The 18,703-nt window shown below is 63.8% G+C and carries 17 protein-coding genes; 5 read left to right on the forward strand and 12 right to left on the reverse strand.

Going from position 1 to position 18,703, the window contains the following annotated elements; translation table 11 throughout:
• Positions 1 to 19: 19 nt before the first annotated feature.
• Complete coding sequence (locus MYCSM_RS31030) at positions 20 to 268, reverse strand: hypothetical protein (RefSeq protein ID WP_015310153.1); 249 nt, start codon at positions 266 to 268, stop codon at positions 20 to 22.
• Between the two features lie 490 nt (positions 269 to 758).
• Here MYCSM_RS31030 and MYCSM_RS35425 point away from each other — a divergent pair, with 490 nt between their 5' ends.
• The gene (locus tag MYCSM_RS35425; RefSeq protein ID WP_157681424.1) at positions 759 to 1,289 is read left to right on the forward strand and encodes a hypothetical protein; all 531 of its coding nucleotides are present in this window, start codon (positions 759 to 761) and stop codon (positions 1,287 to 1,289) included.
• A gap of 544 nt (positions 1,290 to 1,833) precedes the next feature.
• A complete protein-coding gene (locus MYCSM_RS31040) occupies positions 1,834 to 2,067 on the forward strand; it encodes a hypothetical protein (RefSeq protein ID WP_015310155.1) in 234 nt (77 codons plus the stop codon).
• A gap of 1,359 nt (positions 2,068 to 3,426) precedes the next feature.
• Here the strand turns inward: MYCSM_RS31040 and MYCSM_RS31045 are convergent.
• Positions 3,427 to 4,167 (reverse strand): COG4705 family protein, encoded by a 741-nt coding sequence (locus MYCSM_RS31045; protein ID WP_232425696.1) that lies wholly within the window; start codon positions 4,165 to 4,167, stop codon positions 3,427 to 3,429.
• A gap of 803 nt (positions 4,168 to 4,970) precedes the next feature.
• Here MYCSM_RS31045 and MYCSM_RS31050 point away from each other — a divergent pair.
• Both MYCSM_RS31050 and MYCSM_RS31055 read left to right on the forward strand, forming a co-directional pair.
• Entirely contained in the window at positions 4,971 to 5,189 is a 219-nt protein-coding gene (locus tag MYCSM_RS31050) for a hypothetical protein (protein ID WP_083906369.1), read from the forward strand.
• A gap of 504 nt (positions 5,190 to 5,693) precedes the next feature.
• A complete protein-coding gene (locus MYCSM_RS31055) occupies positions 5,694 to 5,915 on the forward strand; it encodes a hypothetical protein (protein WP_083906370.1) in 222 nt (73 codons plus the stop codon).
• A 1,085-nt stretch (positions 5,916 to 7,000) separates the two neighbouring features.
• Here the strand turns inward: MYCSM_RS31055 and MYCSM_RS31060 are convergent.
• Positions 7,001 to 7,285 (reverse strand): YggT family protein, encoded by a 285-nt coding sequence (locus tag MYCSM_RS31060; RefSeq protein ID WP_015310159.1) that lies wholly within the window; start codon positions 7,283 to 7,285, stop codon positions 7,001 to 7,003.
• Between the two features lie 170 nt (positions 7,286 to 7,455).
• On the opposite strand from MYCSM_RS31060, the gene MYCSM_RS31065 reads away from it, so the two are divergent.
• Positions 7,456 to 8,718: a COG4705 family protein gene (locus MYCSM_RS31065; protein ID WP_041315381.1), complete on the forward strand. Its 1,263-nt coding sequence runs from the start codon at positions 7,456 to 7,458 to the stop codon at positions 8,716 to 8,718.
• Positions 8,719 to 9,206: 488 nt separating this feature from the next.
• On the opposite strand, the gene MYCSM_RS31070 is transcribed toward MYCSM_RS31065, so the two are convergent.
• From MYCSM_RS31070 to MYCSM_RS31105, 9 genes are read right to left on the reverse strand one after another with little or no spacing between them, the layout of a single operon-like run.
• On the reverse strand, positions 9,207 to 10,895 hold the full coding sequence (locus MYCSM_RS31070; RefSeq protein WP_015310162.1) for a cyclic nucleotide-binding domain-containing thioredoxin-disulfide reductase: 1,689 nt from the start codon (positions 10,893 to 10,895) through the stop codon (positions 9,207 to 9,209).
• A complete protein-coding gene (locus MYCSM_RS36360) occupies positions 10,888 to 11,151 on the reverse strand; it encodes a UBP-type zinc finger domain-containing protein (RefSeq protein WP_015310163.1) in 264 nt (87 codons plus the stop codon). Before MYCSM_RS36360 ends, MYCSM_RS31070 begins: the two co-directional genes overlap by 8 nt.
• Complete coding sequence (trxA, locus tag MYCSM_RS31075; protein ID WP_015310164.1) at positions 11,148 to 11,600, reverse strand: thioredoxin; 453 nt, start codon at positions 11,598 to 11,600, stop codon at positions 11,148 to 11,150. Before trxA ends, MYCSM_RS36360 begins: the two co-directional genes overlap by 4 nt.
• A gap of 13 nt (positions 11,601 to 11,613) precedes the next feature.
• Entirely contained in the window at positions 11,614 to 14,238 is a 2,625-nt protein-coding gene (gene clpB / locus MYCSM_RS31080; protein ID WP_015310165.1) for an ATP-dependent chaperone ClpB, read from the reverse strand.
• Entirely contained in the window at positions 14,220 to 14,537 is a 318-nt protein-coding gene (locus MYCSM_RS31085; RefSeq protein WP_015310166.1) for a chaperone modulator CbpM, read from the reverse strand. Before MYCSM_RS31085 ends, clpB begins: the two co-directional genes overlap by 19 nt.
• Positions 14,534 to 15,460, reverse strand: coding sequence for a DnaJ C-terminal domain-containing protein (locus tag MYCSM_RS31090; protein ID WP_015310167.1), 927 nt, complete (start codon positions 15,458 to 15,460; stop codon positions 14,534 to 14,536). The genes MYCSM_RS31085 and MYCSM_RS31090 overlap by 4 nt, the downstream gene beginning before the upstream one ends.
• A 6-nt stretch (positions 15,461 to 15,466) precedes the next feature.
• A complete protein-coding gene (locus tag MYCSM_RS31095; protein ID WP_015310168.1) occupies positions 15,467 to 15,991 on the reverse strand; it encodes a nucleotide exchange factor GrpE in 525 nt (174 codons plus the stop codon).
• A gap of 6 nt (positions 15,992 to 15,997) precedes the next feature.
• Positions 15,998 to 17,881 (reverse strand): molecular chaperone DnaK, encoded by a 1,884-nt coding sequence (gene dnaK, locus MYCSM_RS31100; RefSeq protein ID WP_015310169.1) that lies wholly within the window; start codon positions 17,879 to 17,881, stop codon positions 15,998 to 16,000.
• A gap of 3 nt (positions 17,882 to 17,884) precedes the next feature.
• On the reverse strand, positions 17,885 to 18,388 hold the full coding sequence (locus MYCSM_RS31105; protein ID WP_015310170.1) for a general stress protein: 504 nt from the start codon (positions 18,386 to 18,388) through the stop codon (positions 17,885 to 17,887).
• Between the last annotated feature and the right edge of the window lie 315 nt (positions 18,389 to 18,703).

Consider the following 18,703-nt stretch of genomic DNA (forward strand, 5'->3'; position numbering starts at 1 on the left):
TGGCGTGGGGGTGCGCCCGTCACGTCACCAGGCCGAGGGCCAATGCGAAGTCCTGTACCGCCAGATCGGGCATGTCTCCGGACGGGTGGTGCTGAACATCGGCCGGGGACTTGATCGGAACGTTGGCGCGCGACAGGCAGACAGTTGCCGAGCCACTCCCGTTGCAGGACTGCTGATCTGTTGCGAACGCCGTCGGTGCGGCGACGATCGCGACCGCGGCAGCACCCGCCGCCAACAGTGGTGTGATGTACTGCAGTCTCATTCCCATGGTGGTTCTCCTTGAAGTGCTCGATTATGTGTAATTGCCGTACACAACCAGCCTCACCCATCACCGCTGTGAATCCATTGAGGGCAGTTGAGAACCCGTTGAGCATCCAGTCACACGCCATGATCTGTAACCGTCCCATACGTGCCGGCATGCAGAGGCGCTGCGTTGGACGTGATACGGCGCGGTAGGGGAGTACTGCCTCGATCCTCGTTCGCCTCCAGTTCTGCCGGGCCTGGTGAGTCGTGGGTGAACATGCTTGTCAGCTAGCACCGTCGTCCAACCGTCCAACTCGTGTCAGTGTGCTGGTCTCGTGCATGGGTGAGTCCTCTCCCTCTCACCGTGTGCTTCAGGCCCGTGGCATGCCGGAGTGCCATCGGCGACGGGCTTGCCGCACGGCGCAAAGAGCGGCAGTGTTTCGCGAACTCGCGTCCTCAAGTCCGACAATGTCGCCCTCAGCGTGCTTTCAGTCGCGGGGTGGCACCTTGTGGCCATGACAACGCAAGAACCAGACGCCGCGGCAGAGCCAACGACCACTGCCCGGGATCACGACACCGCAATCGATTCGACACCGCCATCCGGACGGCAATCCCGATGGAGCAAGTTGAACCGGACGAACCGGATCGCCGCGTTCGTCCTGGGCGGTGTGGCCTCGGTGTTCGTCGCTGCCCTCATCTTCGGCGCGGGCGTGCTGGTCGGCGCGGAATTCGGCGACTCAGAGGGACACCACCGCGGGTCGGAGTCGGCTGACTACGGGGCCGGTGGCGCTGACGGATCCGGCGAGCATGAAGGCAGCGGCTCGGAGGGCAACGGCGAACATGAAGGCAGCGGCTCGGAGGGCAACGGCGAACATGAAGGCAGCGGCTCGGAGGGCAACGGAGACCGTGGAGGCGGCGGCTCGGAGGGCAACGGAGACCGTGGAGGCGACAGCGGGTCCGACGGCAACGGAGACCGAAGCGGGTCAGAGCAGCAGCCCCGACCCGAGGCTCCGGCGTCATCGGCCCCCGCTACGCCGAGACCGTAGCGGTTGGGCATCCGGAAGAACCTGGCCCAGGAGCACCGAAGTCACGGCGATTGCTACTGATGGCCGGTGGTCGAGGTTCCAGCTTCGAGTAACGACTGGCAATTGGTCGCGAATACCATGCCGTGCCGGTTCACCGGTATTCGTCAGGTTCGCCGGCGGCCCACTGCTTGAGCTTGGAGATCGTCAACATCTATCACCAAGGCACGGCGACGTTGGCGCACCGGATCCGGTGTTTGTGGTTGTGCACATGCTGTGCCACAACGATTCTCGCGCCTTTGTGCAGGAGTGCCGTGCAGAGATTGTCCGACGAACCTGAACATCTCGCTGACAGCATAGGCAGAGACGACCGAATCGACTTCCCGGGTCACATGCCAGGGCAGCTATACCGCATCATTTCCAAGCTATAGAGACCTTTATCTGTCGGCGCTCAGTTTGCTCTCAGCGTCCCCTCAGCGATGCAGGCGTATGACGTCTGTTATTCCGGCGCGTTCAAAAGGGGACGTCTCGCTTCGGGGAGCGACGAGGGCCGATTGGAGGGGTGACAGTGGAATCAATCAGGCATCAACGTGTCAAGTTGCTCATTGCGGGCGCAATCGCGAGCGGCTTGGTCGCCATCGGCGCGGTGGCTGCCGTGGCGGTCGGTCAGCAACAGACAGGGACCGTCAACGGAAGCCCGATGACTATCGGAGTTACCGCCACGACGACGACGCCGCCGGCAGTGCCACCGATAGCGAAGGCCAGCCCGGTCGTGAAGGCGGTGCCTCCCAAGGGTTTCTAAGGCCAAATGCCCGCGGGGTGGCGGGCCCACCCGAGTGCTGTTCTGAAGGATGTCAGCGTATCGGACGAGGCCGCTTCGGCACCGATGCGCACCTCTCAACTGATTAGCGCCGAGCAATCGGCCACCTTACAGACTTGGGCCGACCGGATATCTCGTCGGCCCACCCGGCAACGCGTGCCGCTTGCCTGCTCACCGCAGGCCGCTGCAGGTGTGGGGCACTTTTTCCACCCGGGCCCGCTGACGGTGTCCCGGCAACCCGCTACGCAACGCCAAACCACCCGGAGCCGCTGTACTGCAGCAATTTCCACAGTCTGACCCGCGTTCAATGCCGCTGGTAGTCCCCGCAGGGCATCGCGACCAAACGAAAGAACAAGCAACACAAATGAATACCGGACAAATTCAGGCCTGCAAGGCTTAGCTGCCCCGAGCTGGAGCAGGCCGAGGCCACTGCTGGTGGGTCCTTGTTTCCGCCTGGCCCGTTGGCGATCGCTTTTGTCTAGCCATCCGGGCCGCCGATTTTCTCTTTACTATTGTATGATTAAACGATAACCACGAAAACTATTGGCGCGCAATATGTTTCGCATAATTGGTCGTGCGCCCATCGTCCATAACGAGACGAAAGCCGCGGCCTTACCACCAATAGGAATCGATCAAAGAAGCCCGAACTTCACAGAAAACACTGTAGGAACGTGCCTGCGACCGGTTGTCAACAGCTCTTCGAGAATGACCCTTCTTCGACTTCTGAACTTTGACACCCGGCGAGCCGCGGTAGCGGGAGATTGTTGGCCCCCGCCGGCCCGTAATCGAACTATGCGGTGAGCGTGCGAAACAATGCCCATCGTGAGATCCGTGATCGATCCTACAGTGAACTGCAGAGCCGGATTGGGCCGTTGCGTTTCATCAATCATGTTGGAGACAAGTCCATTTCGACGACCACAAATTTCGCTACTGGCCAACAGACGGTGGTTACTCCGGTCCCGCAGCCCAGATCGACAATTCGGTTTGTCGTCACCCTTCACGATCAAGCCAGCGAATGCGTCCCAGACTTGTGGATCCGGCGTGGGGACACGTCAAGACCTGTGGATTGGTGGCGCTGCGCGGTCGAGCGTGGTTCGAGGATCTGAACGCTTGGCCTTGGTGTACCCATGCCGAGCACTCATAATCGAGGGCTCTGGCCGCGACCGACAGGCCAGCACGCCAATCATTGCCATTTTCGACATAGGTGTGCCCGGCCCGGTTGCACTCGACGCGCAGCTCCCTGCTCCGCTGGATGATCTGACGCACAACTGCTTCTCTAAAATTGAAGAGCCGCAATCGCCACCAGCGTGCTCACCGCTGATGCGTTGTTGTACAACGGCATCAGGCGGTGACTATCGGCGGAGCAGGGCTCGTCTTGTTGGTGCGCCTGACCGCTGCAACTGCTACCAGGATCAGGGCAATTACCAATAGAACCGCAGCGACGGGGCCGTCGCCGTAGTCAAGGCCGCCGACCTTGGTGGGCTTGCTCACCCAGTCCGCGACGGATGCGCCGAGCGGTCGGGTCACGATGTACGCGCACCAGAAGGCGACGACGCTGTTCAGGCGAAAACGCCAGCAGCCCAAGGCGGGCACGGCCATGATGACTGCGAACAGTACGATCGATCCGACGAGCCCGAAGTGCAGCTGGCTGGCCGTCAGGTCGCCGGCAGCGGTTCCGAGGGCGAAGGTGAACGACACTGTCAGCCAATAGAACACCTCGCGGCGTCGGGTGGTGATGCTGTGTATCGACAGTGTGTTTTCACTGCGATGCCAAGCCCAGAAGGTCGCCGCGACCGCAAGGGCGCAGAACAGGGTGGACATCCCAAAGGAGACACCAAGATGGTGGTGCACAACGTCTGCGGCCATGGTGCCGAACACCGCCACCATCATCACCGCCGCCCAGTAGGCAAAGACGTTGTACAGCCGCGTCCGAAACTGAACGAGCAGCGCGAATGCCAACCCGGCTAGACCGATGACAAAGCCCACGAAGCCCACGGTATTGAGCAGGTAATCCGATGCTGCCTCGCCCATTGCGGTCGTGGTCAGCTTCAAAACCCAGAACGCCGCGGTTATGTCAGGCACCTTCGCGGCGATTGGCTCGCGCCGCGTAAGAACTTGGCTGTCGGCGCTCACAATCGCCTACCAACTGTCTCAGACATATCAGGTGTGCGCGTCGCAGACATTGGTTGTCGGTTCCTCTCGCTTGCCGATCTGGTAGACGCTCACAACGTCGGAAGTGTCGGCGCCACAAGGCCTGCCGTGGCGGTGGGCCACTGTCAACATCCCACTGCAACAGGCCGCTGCCATCAGCGCTGACACGACTTTGCGTCCCCCCATCAGCCGGGTACTCGCACCGGTGCCGGCAGGTACGGACATATTCCAGCCAACCTGGGACCCAAACTGGCGTCAGCGGTGATGACCCGGCGCTGCCCGAACGGGGACCCTGCGCGTGATGGACTAACAACCGATAGCGAGTGCGCCGCACTAGAAGCCTTCGGGACGGTACATGCAGCGGAGTGTCGAGAGTGAAGGTGCGCATCCATGAATCACATGGTGAGGACCTGCAGCCATGAGTCCGTTCTGAAATGTGGGTCTATTTCGAGACGAATTGCGTCGTCTGTCGAAGTCCACCACGGAGAAGAATTGTCACCGCACCGGCAGAATCGGCAAGGAACGTTATTCGAGGCGATATATCCCCTACCGCGCCATATCAGGTACCAGGCAGCGCCTCTGGATGCTGGCAGGTGAGGACCATTCCAGCTCACGGGGGTATTGATGGATGGTGAGCCAGTTTTCAGCGGCCCTCAGTGAATTCACAGCGGTGGCGGGCGACGCTAATTCCGTACAGCAACACCCAATAATTTAACGCTTTAAGGAGTGCCATCATGGGAATGAAACTGAAATACATCACAGCACTGCTGGCGGCGGGTGCTGCCGCCGTCGCGATCGCCGCCGCACCGACAGCTTTCGCAGCGCATCAGCAGCCCTGCTCGGGAACCGTCTGCAAGTCCCCGGGCAACGTTCAGATCAAGACTCCCCCGCCCCACGTTCAATACCACCCCTACGCAGGAGCAGACCAGCGCGGGCTGCTGTTCCACCACTAAGGCAGCTTTCGCCCAGGCGGTCATAGATAGCACGTCTTGTCGCTGACATCAAGCGTCCGGCGGGCCAAGTGCGTGGCGTCGTTGGTGGTGCGTCCCTTCACTGAACTAAGTGGCAGGGCTCTACGGTCGCGTCATTCGCAATGTCGTGTCGCTACATCTCGGTCTGCACGATGTTCCGCCGCATCGCCCCGGGAGCGCGCCGCGATTCAGCCCTTAACGTGCCGAGTGAGAATGGCGATTTGACGGTGAAGCAGCACACCAAGGTGCCCATCGAGGGGCGTAGTGCACGTGATCACCAGGCCGAGCCAACCCACAATACGCGCAGTGACGTGATGGTCTCGCGGCACAACGGCGGCACACCCCTAGAATGCCATTCCAGCTCACGGGGGTATTGATGGATGGTGAGCCAGTTTTCAGCGGCCCTCAGTGAATTCACAGCGGTGGCGGGCGACGCTAATTCCGTACAGCAACACCCAATAATTTAACGCTTTAAGGAGTGCCATCATGGGAATGAAACTGAAATACATCACAGCACTGCTGGCGGCGGGTGCTGCCGCCGTCGCGATCGCCGCCGCACCGACAGCTTTCGCAGCGCATCAGCAGCCCTGCTCGGGAACCGTCTGCAAGTCCCCGGGCAACGTTCAGATCAAGACTCCCCCGCCCCACGTTCAATACCACCCCTACGGGCCTCATATGTCGTCTTCGATTTTGACCGGGCAAGCTTGAAGTCTGGGTTGCTGCCCACTGTTGCCGGTGAGTTAATGATGCCGGTGTGGATGTAGGCCTTGATTTCGGGCCACCCAGGTGTCGGTGCACGCGATGGCGGGTGAGGTGGGAGTCGCCGCCGGTGCGCAAGGTGGATAGCAGGTGCGCAGTAATTCTTTGGCAATCCACGCGGACAGGTCTTGCGCACTAGGGTGCTAGTCGATGTCGGTGTTCCACATTCGGGCGAAGCTGCTCTGCGACAGACGTTCCCGCGCCCGCATCGGTGAAGGAACCGCGTTCGCAGTAGTCTTGCCGGCACCGCCAGCGGGTCTGGTTTCACCGCACTATGATTCGATTCTCCCCCGTAGGAAATGTCGCGCGGCGAGGTGCTCACCTGACCCTTCACCGCCGTGGAGAACACCCCACACGACGCGCACGCCGCCGTCTCACTCGCGGTTACCGCGTACACCACACACGCGTCCCATCGGCTCAGCGCTCGACACGCTCGACCCGTACGCTTGGCAGCCACACAACAGTGTCGTACCGTCGGACACGGCTCTTGGTTTCCTTCCATCGCCTGAATGCTTCGCAACTTTCAGACTTCGGAAGGCCCCGGCCTCGAACGTCAACGACACGCTCTATACGCGCGAAAACGCAACTGCCCGCTCGAGATTGAACGGCCCGTTTGACGGATTTCCCGAATTGTCCAGCCACTCCACCGCACGACCGCCACGTTGAGAACGAAGGCTGGCAATGTCGTGTGGAACACCGGAACCATCCGATGGGTCGAAAGACCGCCTCTTGCAACGGCGTTGAGGCTACATTCTCGTCTTCACAAGAGCACCTGGACCGGCCCGAATTACCTGGCCATCACCAGCAGGACCAGGGGCACTTGTCGCGACGGCGGTTCGCGCACGCTGTTCGCCGGTGAAATCTGTTGCGACGTGGCCGGGTCGCGGATGCGCAGCGGGCAATCTGCCGGCCATCGATTCAATAGCGCGAACCCGATCCGGCTGAGGCTCGCGTGCGGTGATCGAGGGCTGGGCAATTCTGCCTGACCCCTACCCCGGCGCGGACGTGCCAAACGTAGACCCCTGCGGGTCGCCTCAGAACGGAATTAACGGCACCACGAAGGTCCGCAGGACGATCACGGCGACGAACACCGCGGTAAATGCCAGGTCAATCGAGAAGGACCCGAACCGGGCCGGCTTCAACACCCGCCGGACCGGGCCGATCACTGGCTCGGTGATGCCGTGGGTGATCCGGCGGGCCTGGTAGAGCCCGCCGCGGCCGCCCACCGGGGACAACACGCCGATCCAGTCGACCACCATGCGGGCAATCAGCACGAGTTCGAACAGCAACAGAACAATTCCAAGCAAGCCTGCGAACACCGCACACTCCTTCCGACTTCCCCGAGTGTCCGGCGTCCAGCTGAAAAGGAACTGAGTTCCTCGCCGCTCTGCCCCGCCGCCCGGGTGTGTTCGGAGGTCGTGTCGCTCGCAATCTGCCCGACACCGGCTTTCAGCGTTCGCTCAGCAACGTGTCTCTATGGTCGGGCGTCGTGAGCGAAACAACGAGTTCCGAGGCCGTCAAGACCGCGCGTGTGCTGCTGAGCAAGGTGCCCGAAGTCACTGTGTGGTTCTGGGTCATCAAGATCCTCTGCACCACGGTGGGTGAGAGCTTCGCCGATTGGATCAACATGACTCTGGGCGTTGGCCTCACCCAGACCTCCGTCATCTTCACGGTCGTCCTCGCCGCTGTCCTGGGATGGCAATTGAGCCTCGACCGCTATGTGCCGTTCGTCTACTGGCTGACGGTCGTTTTGCTCAGCGTGACCGGCACGCTCTACACCGACATCCTCACAGATGATCTCGGCGTTCCACTCGCATTGAGCACGAGCGTCTTCGCCGCGATTCTGGCCATAGTCTTCGGCGTATGGTTCGCCCGCGAGCGGACGCTGTCGATCCACAGCATCGTCACGCGGCCGAGGGAGTTGTACTACTGGCTTGCAGTCCTGGTGACCTTCGCCCTGGGCACAGCGGCTGGCGACTGGATACTGGCGCTCACCGGCTGGGGTCCTGGTACGTCGGTGCTGCTGCCAGCGGGCCTGATCGTTGCGATCGTGATCGGGTGGCGGCTGGGCGCGAACGCCGTACTGTCCTTCTGGCTTGCGTACATTCTGACCCGCCCGCTGGGTGCGAACCTCGGCGACTGGCTGGGTTTCCCGTCGGACCAACGGGGCCTCGGCTTGGGCGTTGCCCTCACCAGCGCGATCTTCCTCACCGCGATCCTCGCAATTGTCCTGTACCTGACGCGCACGCGCGCCGATGTCATCGAAGAGTCGGACCAAAACCGCCCGCGGACCGCAGCCAAGAATGCGGCCCGCGAGCGGATCATGCTCGGGTACTACGCCGTTGTCGCCGTCGCGACGGGCGCCCTGCTGGTCTGGGCCGCGGTACAACCGCACTCAACCGCGACGGCCAGCGAGAGTGAATCCGGCGGGTCGTCCGTCACCGTGTCACTCGCCCCAGGGGAGTCGGCGACCGCTAATTTCCCGCCGGCGGAGGTCGCGAAGTTTCGCACCATCGCCGCGGATACGCTCGCGAAGGTACGGGCCGGCGACCAGTCTGGGGCGACGGCCCGGATCAAGGATCTCGAAGCCGCGTGGGACGACGATCAGCCGAGTCTGCAGCCCATGGACAACATCGGCTGGGCCGTCCTCGACGGTCAGATCGACAACGTCCTGAAGGCGTTGCGGGCCAGCAGTCCTGACCCCGCGACCGAGACGCAGACTCTCAGCGCACTACTGACCTCGCTTAGGTGAGGCACCCGCCGAAGGTCCTACATGCGGGCGCCAGATCACGACGCAGCTCGAGTCTCGTTTTTCATGTCACACGCGACATGGGATGACAAGCCGAATGGGAATGCGACATTTCAACTGAGAGTCGACAATATGCGTAGGTTGTCAAAGGGCTGACGGCGCGACTCAGCAGACGACATCGTCTTGCTGCGTCCGGGTCAGCCGCTTCACGGATCAGTGTTGCTTCATCGACTGGCACGTCACCTCCGCCACGACTGTCGTCTGCGCCAAATTCCTCACTCGGCGTTCGCTGAACAAGCCGCCCACTCCGGGGATCGAAATCAGTCCGAACATGACGCGGGCGCCGCCATCGACCCCGGCATACCCGCGTAGCCCAGACCGCTGACCTGAATTTCGCTTTTCCTCGTTTGCGCTTGGCTGGCGGGCCGAGGCGGCGTTGTGTTGTCGGATCGAGCTGGGCGATGCGGCGTTCAACGCCGAGGATCCGCCGACTACGCGCCGAAATACTCGTGGATTTGGCGGATCGCCATTGAACCTTCGCCGACCGCGGACGCCACCCGCTTGACCGAGCCGCTACGCACGTCGCCTGCTGCGAACACACCGGGTCGGCTGGTCTCGAGCATCATCGGCTGACGTCGCCTTCGCCCATGATTGCCGTCGGTGTCCGAGTAGAGCGCGGCCTGGCCTGTCGGCACGAAGCCGCGGTCGTCGAGTTCGATGGCGCCGGCAAGCCACGAGGTGTGGGGATCCGCGCCAATGAAAACGAACAGGGCGCGGGTCTCGATCACATGACGCTCGCCGGTCCGCTTGTCCTCGGTCTCCACCGCCGTGAGTGCCTTGTCTCCGTGCACCTCCCGGATCTCGGTGCGCAGCAGCACAGTCACGCGGGGGTGCTGGTGGATCTGGTCGACAAGATATCGGGACATGCTCGTGTTCAGGTCGTCGCCGCGGATCACCACGTACACCCGGGAAACCCGCGCGGCGAGGAAGATCGCCGCCTGGCCCGCGGAGTTGCCACCCCCGACAATGACGACCGGCCCGCTGCCGCACATCAACGCCTCTTGGAACGTGGCGGCGTAGTACACGCCGTTGCCCTCGTACGATTCGATTCCAGGGACGGCGAGCCTGCGATACCGCGCTCCTGTGGCAAGCACGACAGCGCGGGCGATCATGGACGTTTCATCGGCGAGTCGGAGGAGATGGTGTCCGCTGTCGGATTCCAGCCCGGTTACCTCCGCAGAGACGACGATCCGCGCGCCAAACTTACCGGCCTGCAGGACGGCCCGTTCGGCCAGGTCGGCACCGGAGATGCCGCCCGGGAATCCGAGGTAGTTCTCGATTCTCGATGACGTCCCGGCCTGCCCGCCGGTTGCCATCCGCTCCATGGCCGCCGTGATCAGACCGTCCGAGGAGCCATACACCGCCGCGCCAAGCCCGGCTGGACCAGCGCCCACCACAACGACGTCGCTTTCGTCGTTCTTTGTGTGGGCCACCGGCAGCCCGACCCGGCGGGCCAGCTCGGTGTTGGTCGGGTTGCGCAGCACCTCACCGCCCCAGATCACCACCGGAGTGTCTTGGGGCGACACTCCGAACCGCTGCAGCAGCCGCTCGGCGTTCTTGTCCCGTTCGAGGTCAATCCATTTGTGAGGTAGTCGGTTTCGCGCAGCGAATTCTCGCAGCCGCAAGGTATCGGGGTCATAGCAGGAGCCGATGATCCGAAGCCCGGTTCCTTCCTGGATCAGCAGCGAGCGGCGTACCAGGTAAGCGCACAGGATGCGATCGCTGAGCGCCGGATCGTGGGCGACCAGGTCCCGCACCCGATCAGTCGGTACCACGAGTACTTCGCCGGGTTCCACCACTTCGGCGGTGTAGAAGGCCGCTTGACCTTCGAGGTCGCCCAACTCCCCGAGGAACCGCCGGGGGCCATGCACCCGGATCACGTGCCGATTGCCTGCGTCGTCGGTAGTGGTGACGGCAACCTTGCCGGACAGAATGACGAAAAAGTAGTCGGAGCGCTCACCCTCGCGGACAAGCGTTTCGCCGGTGTCGACGGCGCGCCGGGCGCCGCCCGCCTCGAGGGCGACGATCTGTACGTCGGACAGTCGCGGGTACGCACCGTAGATGTCGGGGGTTTCCGCCAGCGAAGTCGATTCGCGCTGGTCGGCGGCTGTCTCAGACATAGTTCTCATGGACGTAGCACCAACGCCACGCCTCCCCCGGTTCCATGGATTGCACGATCGGGTGACCCACCGTGTGGGCATGTGCCCGGGCATGCCGCATCGGAGACGAGTCGCAGCAGCCGACATGCCCGCACGTCAGGCACAGCCGCAGGTGCACCCACGGTGTGCCGAGCCGCAGACATTCCTCACAGCCGTTCGTGTGCGGGTACACCTGGCGAATCGCCGCGACGTGTGGATCTATCCCTATCGATGTCATGACCGTGCCTCCTTCGTGCTGTCGGCCGACAATGCCTGGTCCAGCCAATTGCGCAGCGCCGCAACGGGAGCAGCACCGGACTGGCGTGCAAGTACTTGCCCGTGGTCAAGGACCAGCAGAGTCGGCACCGCCTGCACGGTGAACCGCTGCGAAATCGCCGGTGCCTTGTCCACGTCGACCTTGACCAGTTTGAGTTGTCCGGCGCGTTCTCCTGCGAGCTGCTCGAGTGCCGGACTCACCATGCGGCACGGTCCACACCAGGTCGCCCACAGATCGACAAGTACTGGAACCGAAGACTTTTCGGCGACATCAGCGAAGTCGCCGTCACCGGCCGAAGCGATCCACGGCAGCCAACGCTGACAGTTGGCGCACCGGGGCTTCCCCGCGGCCGCCGCGGGTACTCGGTTTCGTTTTCCGCAGTGCGGGCACGTCACGATTTCTGTTTCCATGGTGTCTTCTCCGTCAGGCCGCCAGGGCCGGTTCCGAATACTCCACGGCGAGTTCGCCGTTCTCCACCGCGACGCGGATCTTGCCACCGCCCGCGATGTCGCCGCGCAGTAACGCCCGGCCGATCTTGGTCTCCACCTCGTGGGCGATGTAGCGGCGTAGCGGTCGCGCGCCGTACACCGGATCGTAGCCGTGTTCGGCGATCATCCGGCGAGCGTCCGGGGTGATGTCGAGCTCGATTTGCCTGTCCGCCAAACGATCCCGCAGCTCGGTCAGCTGCAGCGCGACGATCCGTTCGATCTGCGGCATCGATAGCGGCGTGAACAGCACGATGTCGTCGACGCGGTTGAGGAACTCGGGCCTGAAGTGTCCGCGCAACTCGGCCATCACGCGGTCCCGTGCATCGGGCTTGATCTCGCCGTCCGCGGTGACGCCGTCGAGCAGGTGGTGCGACCCGATGTTGGAAGTCATGATGACCACTGTGTTGCGGAAGTCAACCTGACGTCCCTGTGCATCGGTGAGCCGGCCGTCGTCGAGCACCTGCAGCAGGGTGTTGAACACATCAGCGTGGGCCTTTTCGATCTCGTCGAGCAGGACCACCGAGTAGGGCTTGCGACGCACGGCTTCGGTGAGCTGGCCGCCCTCCTCGTAGCCGACGTATCCCGGTGGCGCACCGACCAACCGGCTGACCGTGTGCCGCTCCTGGTACTCGCTCATGTCAAGCCGAACCATGTTGTCCTCGCTGTCGAAGAGCGCGGCGGCCAGCGTCTTCGCGAGCTCGGTCTTACCGACCCCGGTGGGCCCGAGGAAGATGAACGAGCCGATCGGGCGGCGCGGATCACGGATTCCGGAGCGGGCCCGAATCACCGCATCGGAGACCAGCTGGACCGCCTCATCCTGACCGATCACCCGCTCGTGCAGTATTTCGTCGAGCCGCAGCAGCTTCTCCCGTTCCCCCTCCTGCAATCGCGCGACCGGTATGCCCGTCCATGCGGCCACGATTTCGGCGATCTCGTCCTCGGTAACGACCTCTCGCAGCAGCGGCTTTTCGCCCTGCTTGGACCGCAGTTGTTCCTCTGCCGCCTGCAGTTTGCGCTCCAGTTCGGTGATCTGGCCGTAGCGCAATTCGGCGGCGCGGTTGAGGTCGTAGTTGCGTTCGGCTTCTTCTGCGTCGTGCCGTAGCTGCTCGAGCTGCCCGCGCAGTTCCTGTACCCGCCGGATGGCCTGCCTTTCGGCATCCCATTGGGCGTGCCGGGCGTCGGCCTCCGCTCGCAGATCGGCCAATTCTTTCCGAAGTTCCTCCAGACGGGACTTGCTGGCCGGGTCGGTTTCCTTGGCGAGCGCCGCCTCCTCGATCTCGAGCCGTGTGACCCTCCGGGTAATTTCGTCCAACTCCGCTGGCATCGAGTCGATTTCGGTGCGCAGCCGGGCACAGCCCTCGTCCACCAGATCGATCGCTTTGTCGGGTAGGAAGCGGTCGGTGATGTAGCGATGCGACAGCGTGGCGGCCGCCACCAGTGCGGCATCCTGAATCTTCACCCCATGGAACACCTCGAGGCGCTCGCGCAGACCGCGCAGGATCGATATGGTGTCCTCCACGTCAGGTTCGTCGACCAGCACGGTCTGGAACCGGCGCTCCAGCGCGGCGTCCTTTTCGATGTGCTTGCGGTATTCGTCGAGGGTGGTGGCGCCGATCATGTGCAGCTCACCGCGGGCGAGCATCGGCTTGAGCATGTTGCCGGCGTCTAGCGACCCCTCCGTCGCCCCCGCACCGACCACGGTGTGTAACTCGTCGACGAACAGCAGGATCTGGCCCTCGCCGGCCTTCACCTCTGACAGCACCGCCTGCAGCCGTTCTTCGAATTCGCCGCGGTACTTGGCCCCTGCCACCAGTGAGCCCATGTCGAGGGAGAATATTGTCTTGTCGCGCAGGCCTTCTGGGACGTCGCCCCGCACGATGCGCTGGGCCAGACCTTCGATGATCGCGGTCTTGCCGACGCCGGGGTCGCCGATAAGCACAGGGTTGTTCTTGGTCTTGCGGCTGAGGATCTGGATCACCCTGCGGATCTCGGCGTCGCGTCCGATCACCGGGTCCAGCTTGCCGGCGCGACCTTCGGCGACCAGGTCGCGGCCGTACTTCTCCAGCGCCTCGTAGGCGCCCTCCGGGGTCGCGGAGGTAACTCGCTGGTTGCCACGGACCTTGGTCAGCGCAGTCAGGAACGAGTCCCGAGTCACGTTGTGGGAGGCCAGAATCCGCCCGGCGGCACTCGCCGAACCCTCTTCGGCGAGTGCGATGACAAGGTGCTCCACCGACACGTATTCGTCCTTGAGGCGCTTGGCTTCCCGCTCGGCGCCCCCCAGCAGGTTCGCCAGGCGCCTGGTGACGGAGACCTGGCCCGGCGTCGCGCCCGGACCGCTGACCTTCGGACGCCGGTCTAACTCGCGTTCCAGGTCGGCGCGCAGCGCCGCGGTGTCGGCGCCTGTCTGATCGAGCAGCCGCGGTACCAGGCCCTCGGGCTGGTCGATCAGTGCCATCAACAGGTGTTCGCCGTCGACCTCGATGTGGCCCATCCGGGTCGCGATGCTTTGCGCGTCGGCCAACGCCTCCTGCGACTTCTGCGTCAGCTTGTTGATGTCCACAGCGATGTCCTCCTTCGGCGAGACGCTGATTCCAGCTCTTCGATGCGGTCGAGCAGATCGAGCACCAGCCCGATCGCCGCGTAGTTCAGTCCCAGGCCGGTTCGCAGCCGCTGAATGCGCGCGACAGTGGCCAACGCAGAAGGTTCCAACCAGAGATCGCCGTGGGCATCCTGCCGGCAAGGCAGGAGGCCCAGTGCCACCAACCGGCGCACCAACTCTGGATGTAGCCCGCAGCGCGCTGCGAAGACGTCGAGTTGCATACCGGGCCGCCGCGCCAGCACATAGCGTGGGGCGGTCATCGTGACCTCCTGGGGTCGAATGTGGATTCGGCGGCCAGTTGCTCGAACAGCTCGCGTTCCCGCGCAGTGGGTTTGGCCGGCACCATCACCTTGATGTCGGCGTACAGGTCGCCCGCGGTACCGCGCGGATTGGGCATGCCTTCGCCCCGCAGCCGCAACCGACGCCCGGTGGAGGACCCTTGCGGAACCTTGACTTTCGCTTCGCCGCCGGGAGTCCGAACAGCCACAGTGGTCCCCAGCACCGCCTCCCACGGCGACACCGGCAGATCCACGGTGATATCGCGGCCATCGAGCCGGAACCGGCGATGAGGCTTGATGCGCACCACAAGGTAGAGATCTCCGGCCGGCCCATCGCCGCTGCCCCGGCCGCCCTCTCCGGCCAGCCGAATCCGTTGACCATCGATCACACCGGCGGGAATGTTGACCGAATAGTTGCGGCCACCGAGCGAGAGCTGTCGTTTGCCGCCCCGGTAGGCCTCCTCGACAGTCAGCTCCAGCACCGCTTCCTGGTCGGCGCCCGGCATCGACCCGAATCCGCCACCGCCGCTGAACATGTCGCCGAAAAGGTCTTCGATGTTGATGCCGCCGGCGCCGCCGAAGCCCTGACCGTAGCGCACCCGGGCGCCGGATGGACCTCCGCCGCGGAAGCCGCCGGAGAAGCCGCCGCCTTGTGCACCTACCCGCTCTTCCCAGTCGTCGGGAACCTTGCGGAAGTCTTCGCCGAATCGGTCGTAGCGCTTCCGGGTTTCGGGGTCCGACAGCACGTGGTAGGCCTCGTTGATCTCCTTGAACCGGTCCTCGGCGCCCGGATCCTTATTGACGTCCGGGTGATGTTTGCGGGCCAGCGTTCGAAACGCCTGCTGCATCTGGTCGGCGGTGGCGTCCCGCGGCACCCCGAGCACTTCGTAGTAGTCGCGGGCCACTAGACGTCACTCCCCGCGTCGGGAGACCACCACGGCCGCCGGCCGCAGTTGCCTCGGGCCTTCGCCGTAGCCCGGTCGCAGTACTTCGACAACCGTCCCGGGCGCGCTGTCGGGCTGTTCGACCACACCGACCACCTCGTGGCGCTGCGGGTCGAACGGCACCCCGGCCTGCGTGTCGCGCGGATAGCCGAGGTGCTCGAGGACCTGCAGCGCTTGTTGGAGAATGCTTCGGAGGCCGTCGAGGACCGCGTCGGACTGGTCGCCGGCATGACTGATCGCCAGCTCCAGATTGTCCACGATGGGCAGCCAAGCGCCGGCCACCCTGGATCGTTCCGTTGCTCGTTCGCGGTCCAGTTCGCGGGCATACCGCTTGCGCAGATTGTCCAGATCGGCGACGGCGCGCCGCCAACGGTCCTCGAGCTTGGCCAGCTCCTCGTCCGAATCAGGTTGGGAGGCAACCACTGCCGGCTGGTTTTCGGCTACCCGGTCGTCGTCCTGTTCGGTCTTGGATTGCTCTGCGGGGCTGACCATTGCGGCTCAGCCCCGGTCGAACTCGGCGTCGACTACGTCGTCGTCGCCGACGGGAGAGCCATGGCCGTTGCCGGCCGCTTGCCCGTTGCCGCCACCGGATGCCATGGGTTGCAGGCCATAAAGCACTTGCTGCAGTTCCGACGTCAGCGACTGCACCCGGTCCATCGGCGCGTCTTCTTTGACCGCTTGGCGCGCGTCGGCGATCAGCATCTCGGCACGCGCCCGATCGTGCGGTGCCGCCGAGTCGCCCAGCTCGGCAAGCCGGCGCTCCACTTGGTATGCCGCCGAGTCGAGCGCGTTGCGCGCCTCGACCGCGTTGCGCAACTCCTCGTCCTCGCGGCGGTGCGCCTCGGCCTCGGCGACCATCCGCTCCACCTCGCTCTGATCGAGGTTGGACTGCTCGCTGATGGTGATGCCCTGCTCGGCGCCGGTGTCCCTGTCGCGTGCGGTGACATGCAGGATGCCGTTGGCGTCGATGTCGAAGGTGACCTCGATCTGCGGTTCACCCCTGGGTGCCGGGCGGATGTTCTCCAGCTTGAATCGACCCAGTACTCGGTTGTCCCTTGCCAGCTCCCGTTCACCCTGCAGCACAACGATATCCACGGCCGGTTGGTTATCGGCCGCAGTGGTGAACACCTCACTGCGCCGCGCAGGGATGGTGGTGTTGCGCTCGATGATCTTGGTCATCAGCCCGCCGGCGGTCTCCACACCGAGCGACAGCGGAGTCACGTCGAGCAACAAGACGTCGGACACCTCGCCCTTGAGCACACCGGCCTGGATCGCGGCGCCCAACGCCACGACCTCGTCGGGGTTCACGCTCATATTGGGGTCCTTGCCGCCGGTGAGCCGGCGCACCAACGCCTGGACAGCCGGGATCCGGGTGGATCCGCCCACCAGGATCACCTCGTCGATGTCGTTGGCGGTCACCTTCGCATCACCCATCGCCTGCTTGACCGGGCCCATCGTTCGCTCGACCAAGTCCGCGGTGAGATCTTCGAACTTCGACCGCATGATGGTCGTCGTCAAATGCTTCGGTCCGCTGGCGTCGGCGGTTATGAACGGGAGATTGACCTGGGTCTGCGCCACCGACGACAGTTCGACCTTCGCCTTCTCGGCCGCCTCAAACAGGCGCTGCAACGCCTGCGGATCTTTCCGCAAATCGATGTTGTTCTCCCGCTGGAACTCATCGGCGAGGTAGTCGACGAGGCGGCGATCAAAGTCATCGCCGCCCAGATGGGAATCACCCGCGGTGGCGCGCACCTCAACCACCCCATCGCCTACGTCGAGAAGGCTGACGTCGAACGTGCCCCCGCCCAGATCGAAGACGAGCACCGTCTCGTGGCCCTTCTTGTCCAGCCCGTAGGCCAGCGCTGCGGCCGTTGGCTCGTTGATGATGCGCAGCACGTCAAGGCCGGCGATGCGGCCGGCATCCTTGGTGGCGTTGCGCTGGGCGTCGTTGAAATAGGCCGGAACGGTGATCACCGCTTCCTTGACCCGCTCACCCAGGAATTTGCTGGCGTCGTCGACGAGTTTGCGCAACACCTGCGCGCTGATCTCCTCAGGCGAATACTGCTTACCGCGAACTTCGAAGCGGGCCGCGCCACCCTCACCCTCGACGACGTCGAAGCTGACCGCCTTGGCTTCCTCCGATACCTCATCGAAGCGGCGGCCGATGAATCGCTTCGCCGAATAAATGGTGCCCTTCGGATTCATGATCGACTGGCGCCTGGCCAACTGCCCGACCAGGCGCTCCCCGTTTTCGGTGAACGCCACCACCGAGGGCGTGGTGCGGGCGCCTTCGGTGTTGGGGATCACGATCGGTTCCCCGCCCTGCCAGGCGGCGATCACCGAGTTGGTTGTCCCGAGATCGATGCCTACCGCTGTTGCCATTGTCTATTCCCTTCGGTTGGCGTTGGTCAGGATTTGCAGCGCACGATCGGCTACCTCAACGTCAGCCACGACGTCGTAGTACTTGGGCAGCAGTCCGCTGACTGAGTGGAAATCGCGGCGGCCGCGTTGCAGCGCGTGCGCGAGCAGTCCGAACAGGGCGCCCACGACGGCGCCGAATATCAACCCATAGCCGGCCAGCACCAGCGCCGAAACCAGCGGTTCGATCCAGTCGAGCAGCCCGAAGATCCAGCCGATCAGCGCGCCGACCAAGGCGCCCGACCCGGCGCCGCGCAGCGCCGCCCCGCCGTAATTCAACCGGCCCAAGACCTGCTCCACGTACTCCAGATCGCGGCCCACGATGGCCACCCGGTTTACCTCAAACCCTTGATCGGACAGGTAATCGACCGCGCGTTCAGCCTCGGCATAGGTGTCGAAAGTGGCGATCACCTGGCGAGCGGGCTCATTGGGCCGCACCGCCGAGGTTTGCACCGTTGAATGCACAGCCATCACTTCTCCCCTATGTTCCAAGGATTGCTGTCCCGGAGGCTCGACCGCCGATAGCCTGACCGCTGACCTCCGAACAACAAGTCTGGCAATCAGATTCGCCTACCGCGTGCGCCTACCCAGCCAGAAAAGGCATGCAGGATTGGTCCTGACAGTACGAACAAATGCATCGCCGAGGGGGTACCGCTCCGCGGCCTCCGCCCTGGGAAGCGGTCTACGGATACGCGCCCACTACAGACCCGACGTGTTCATGCCGAGTTTGGGCCGCCGCTTTCATTCCGGCCGGGTTAACCCACGGCACAGGTCCATGCCGCACAC

Origin of the sequence: Mycobacterium sp. JS623, assembly GCF_000328565.1 — a bacterium.
Classification (GTDB): domain Bacteria; phylum Actinomycetota; class Actinomycetes; order Mycobacteriales; family Mycobacteriaceae; genus Mycobacterium.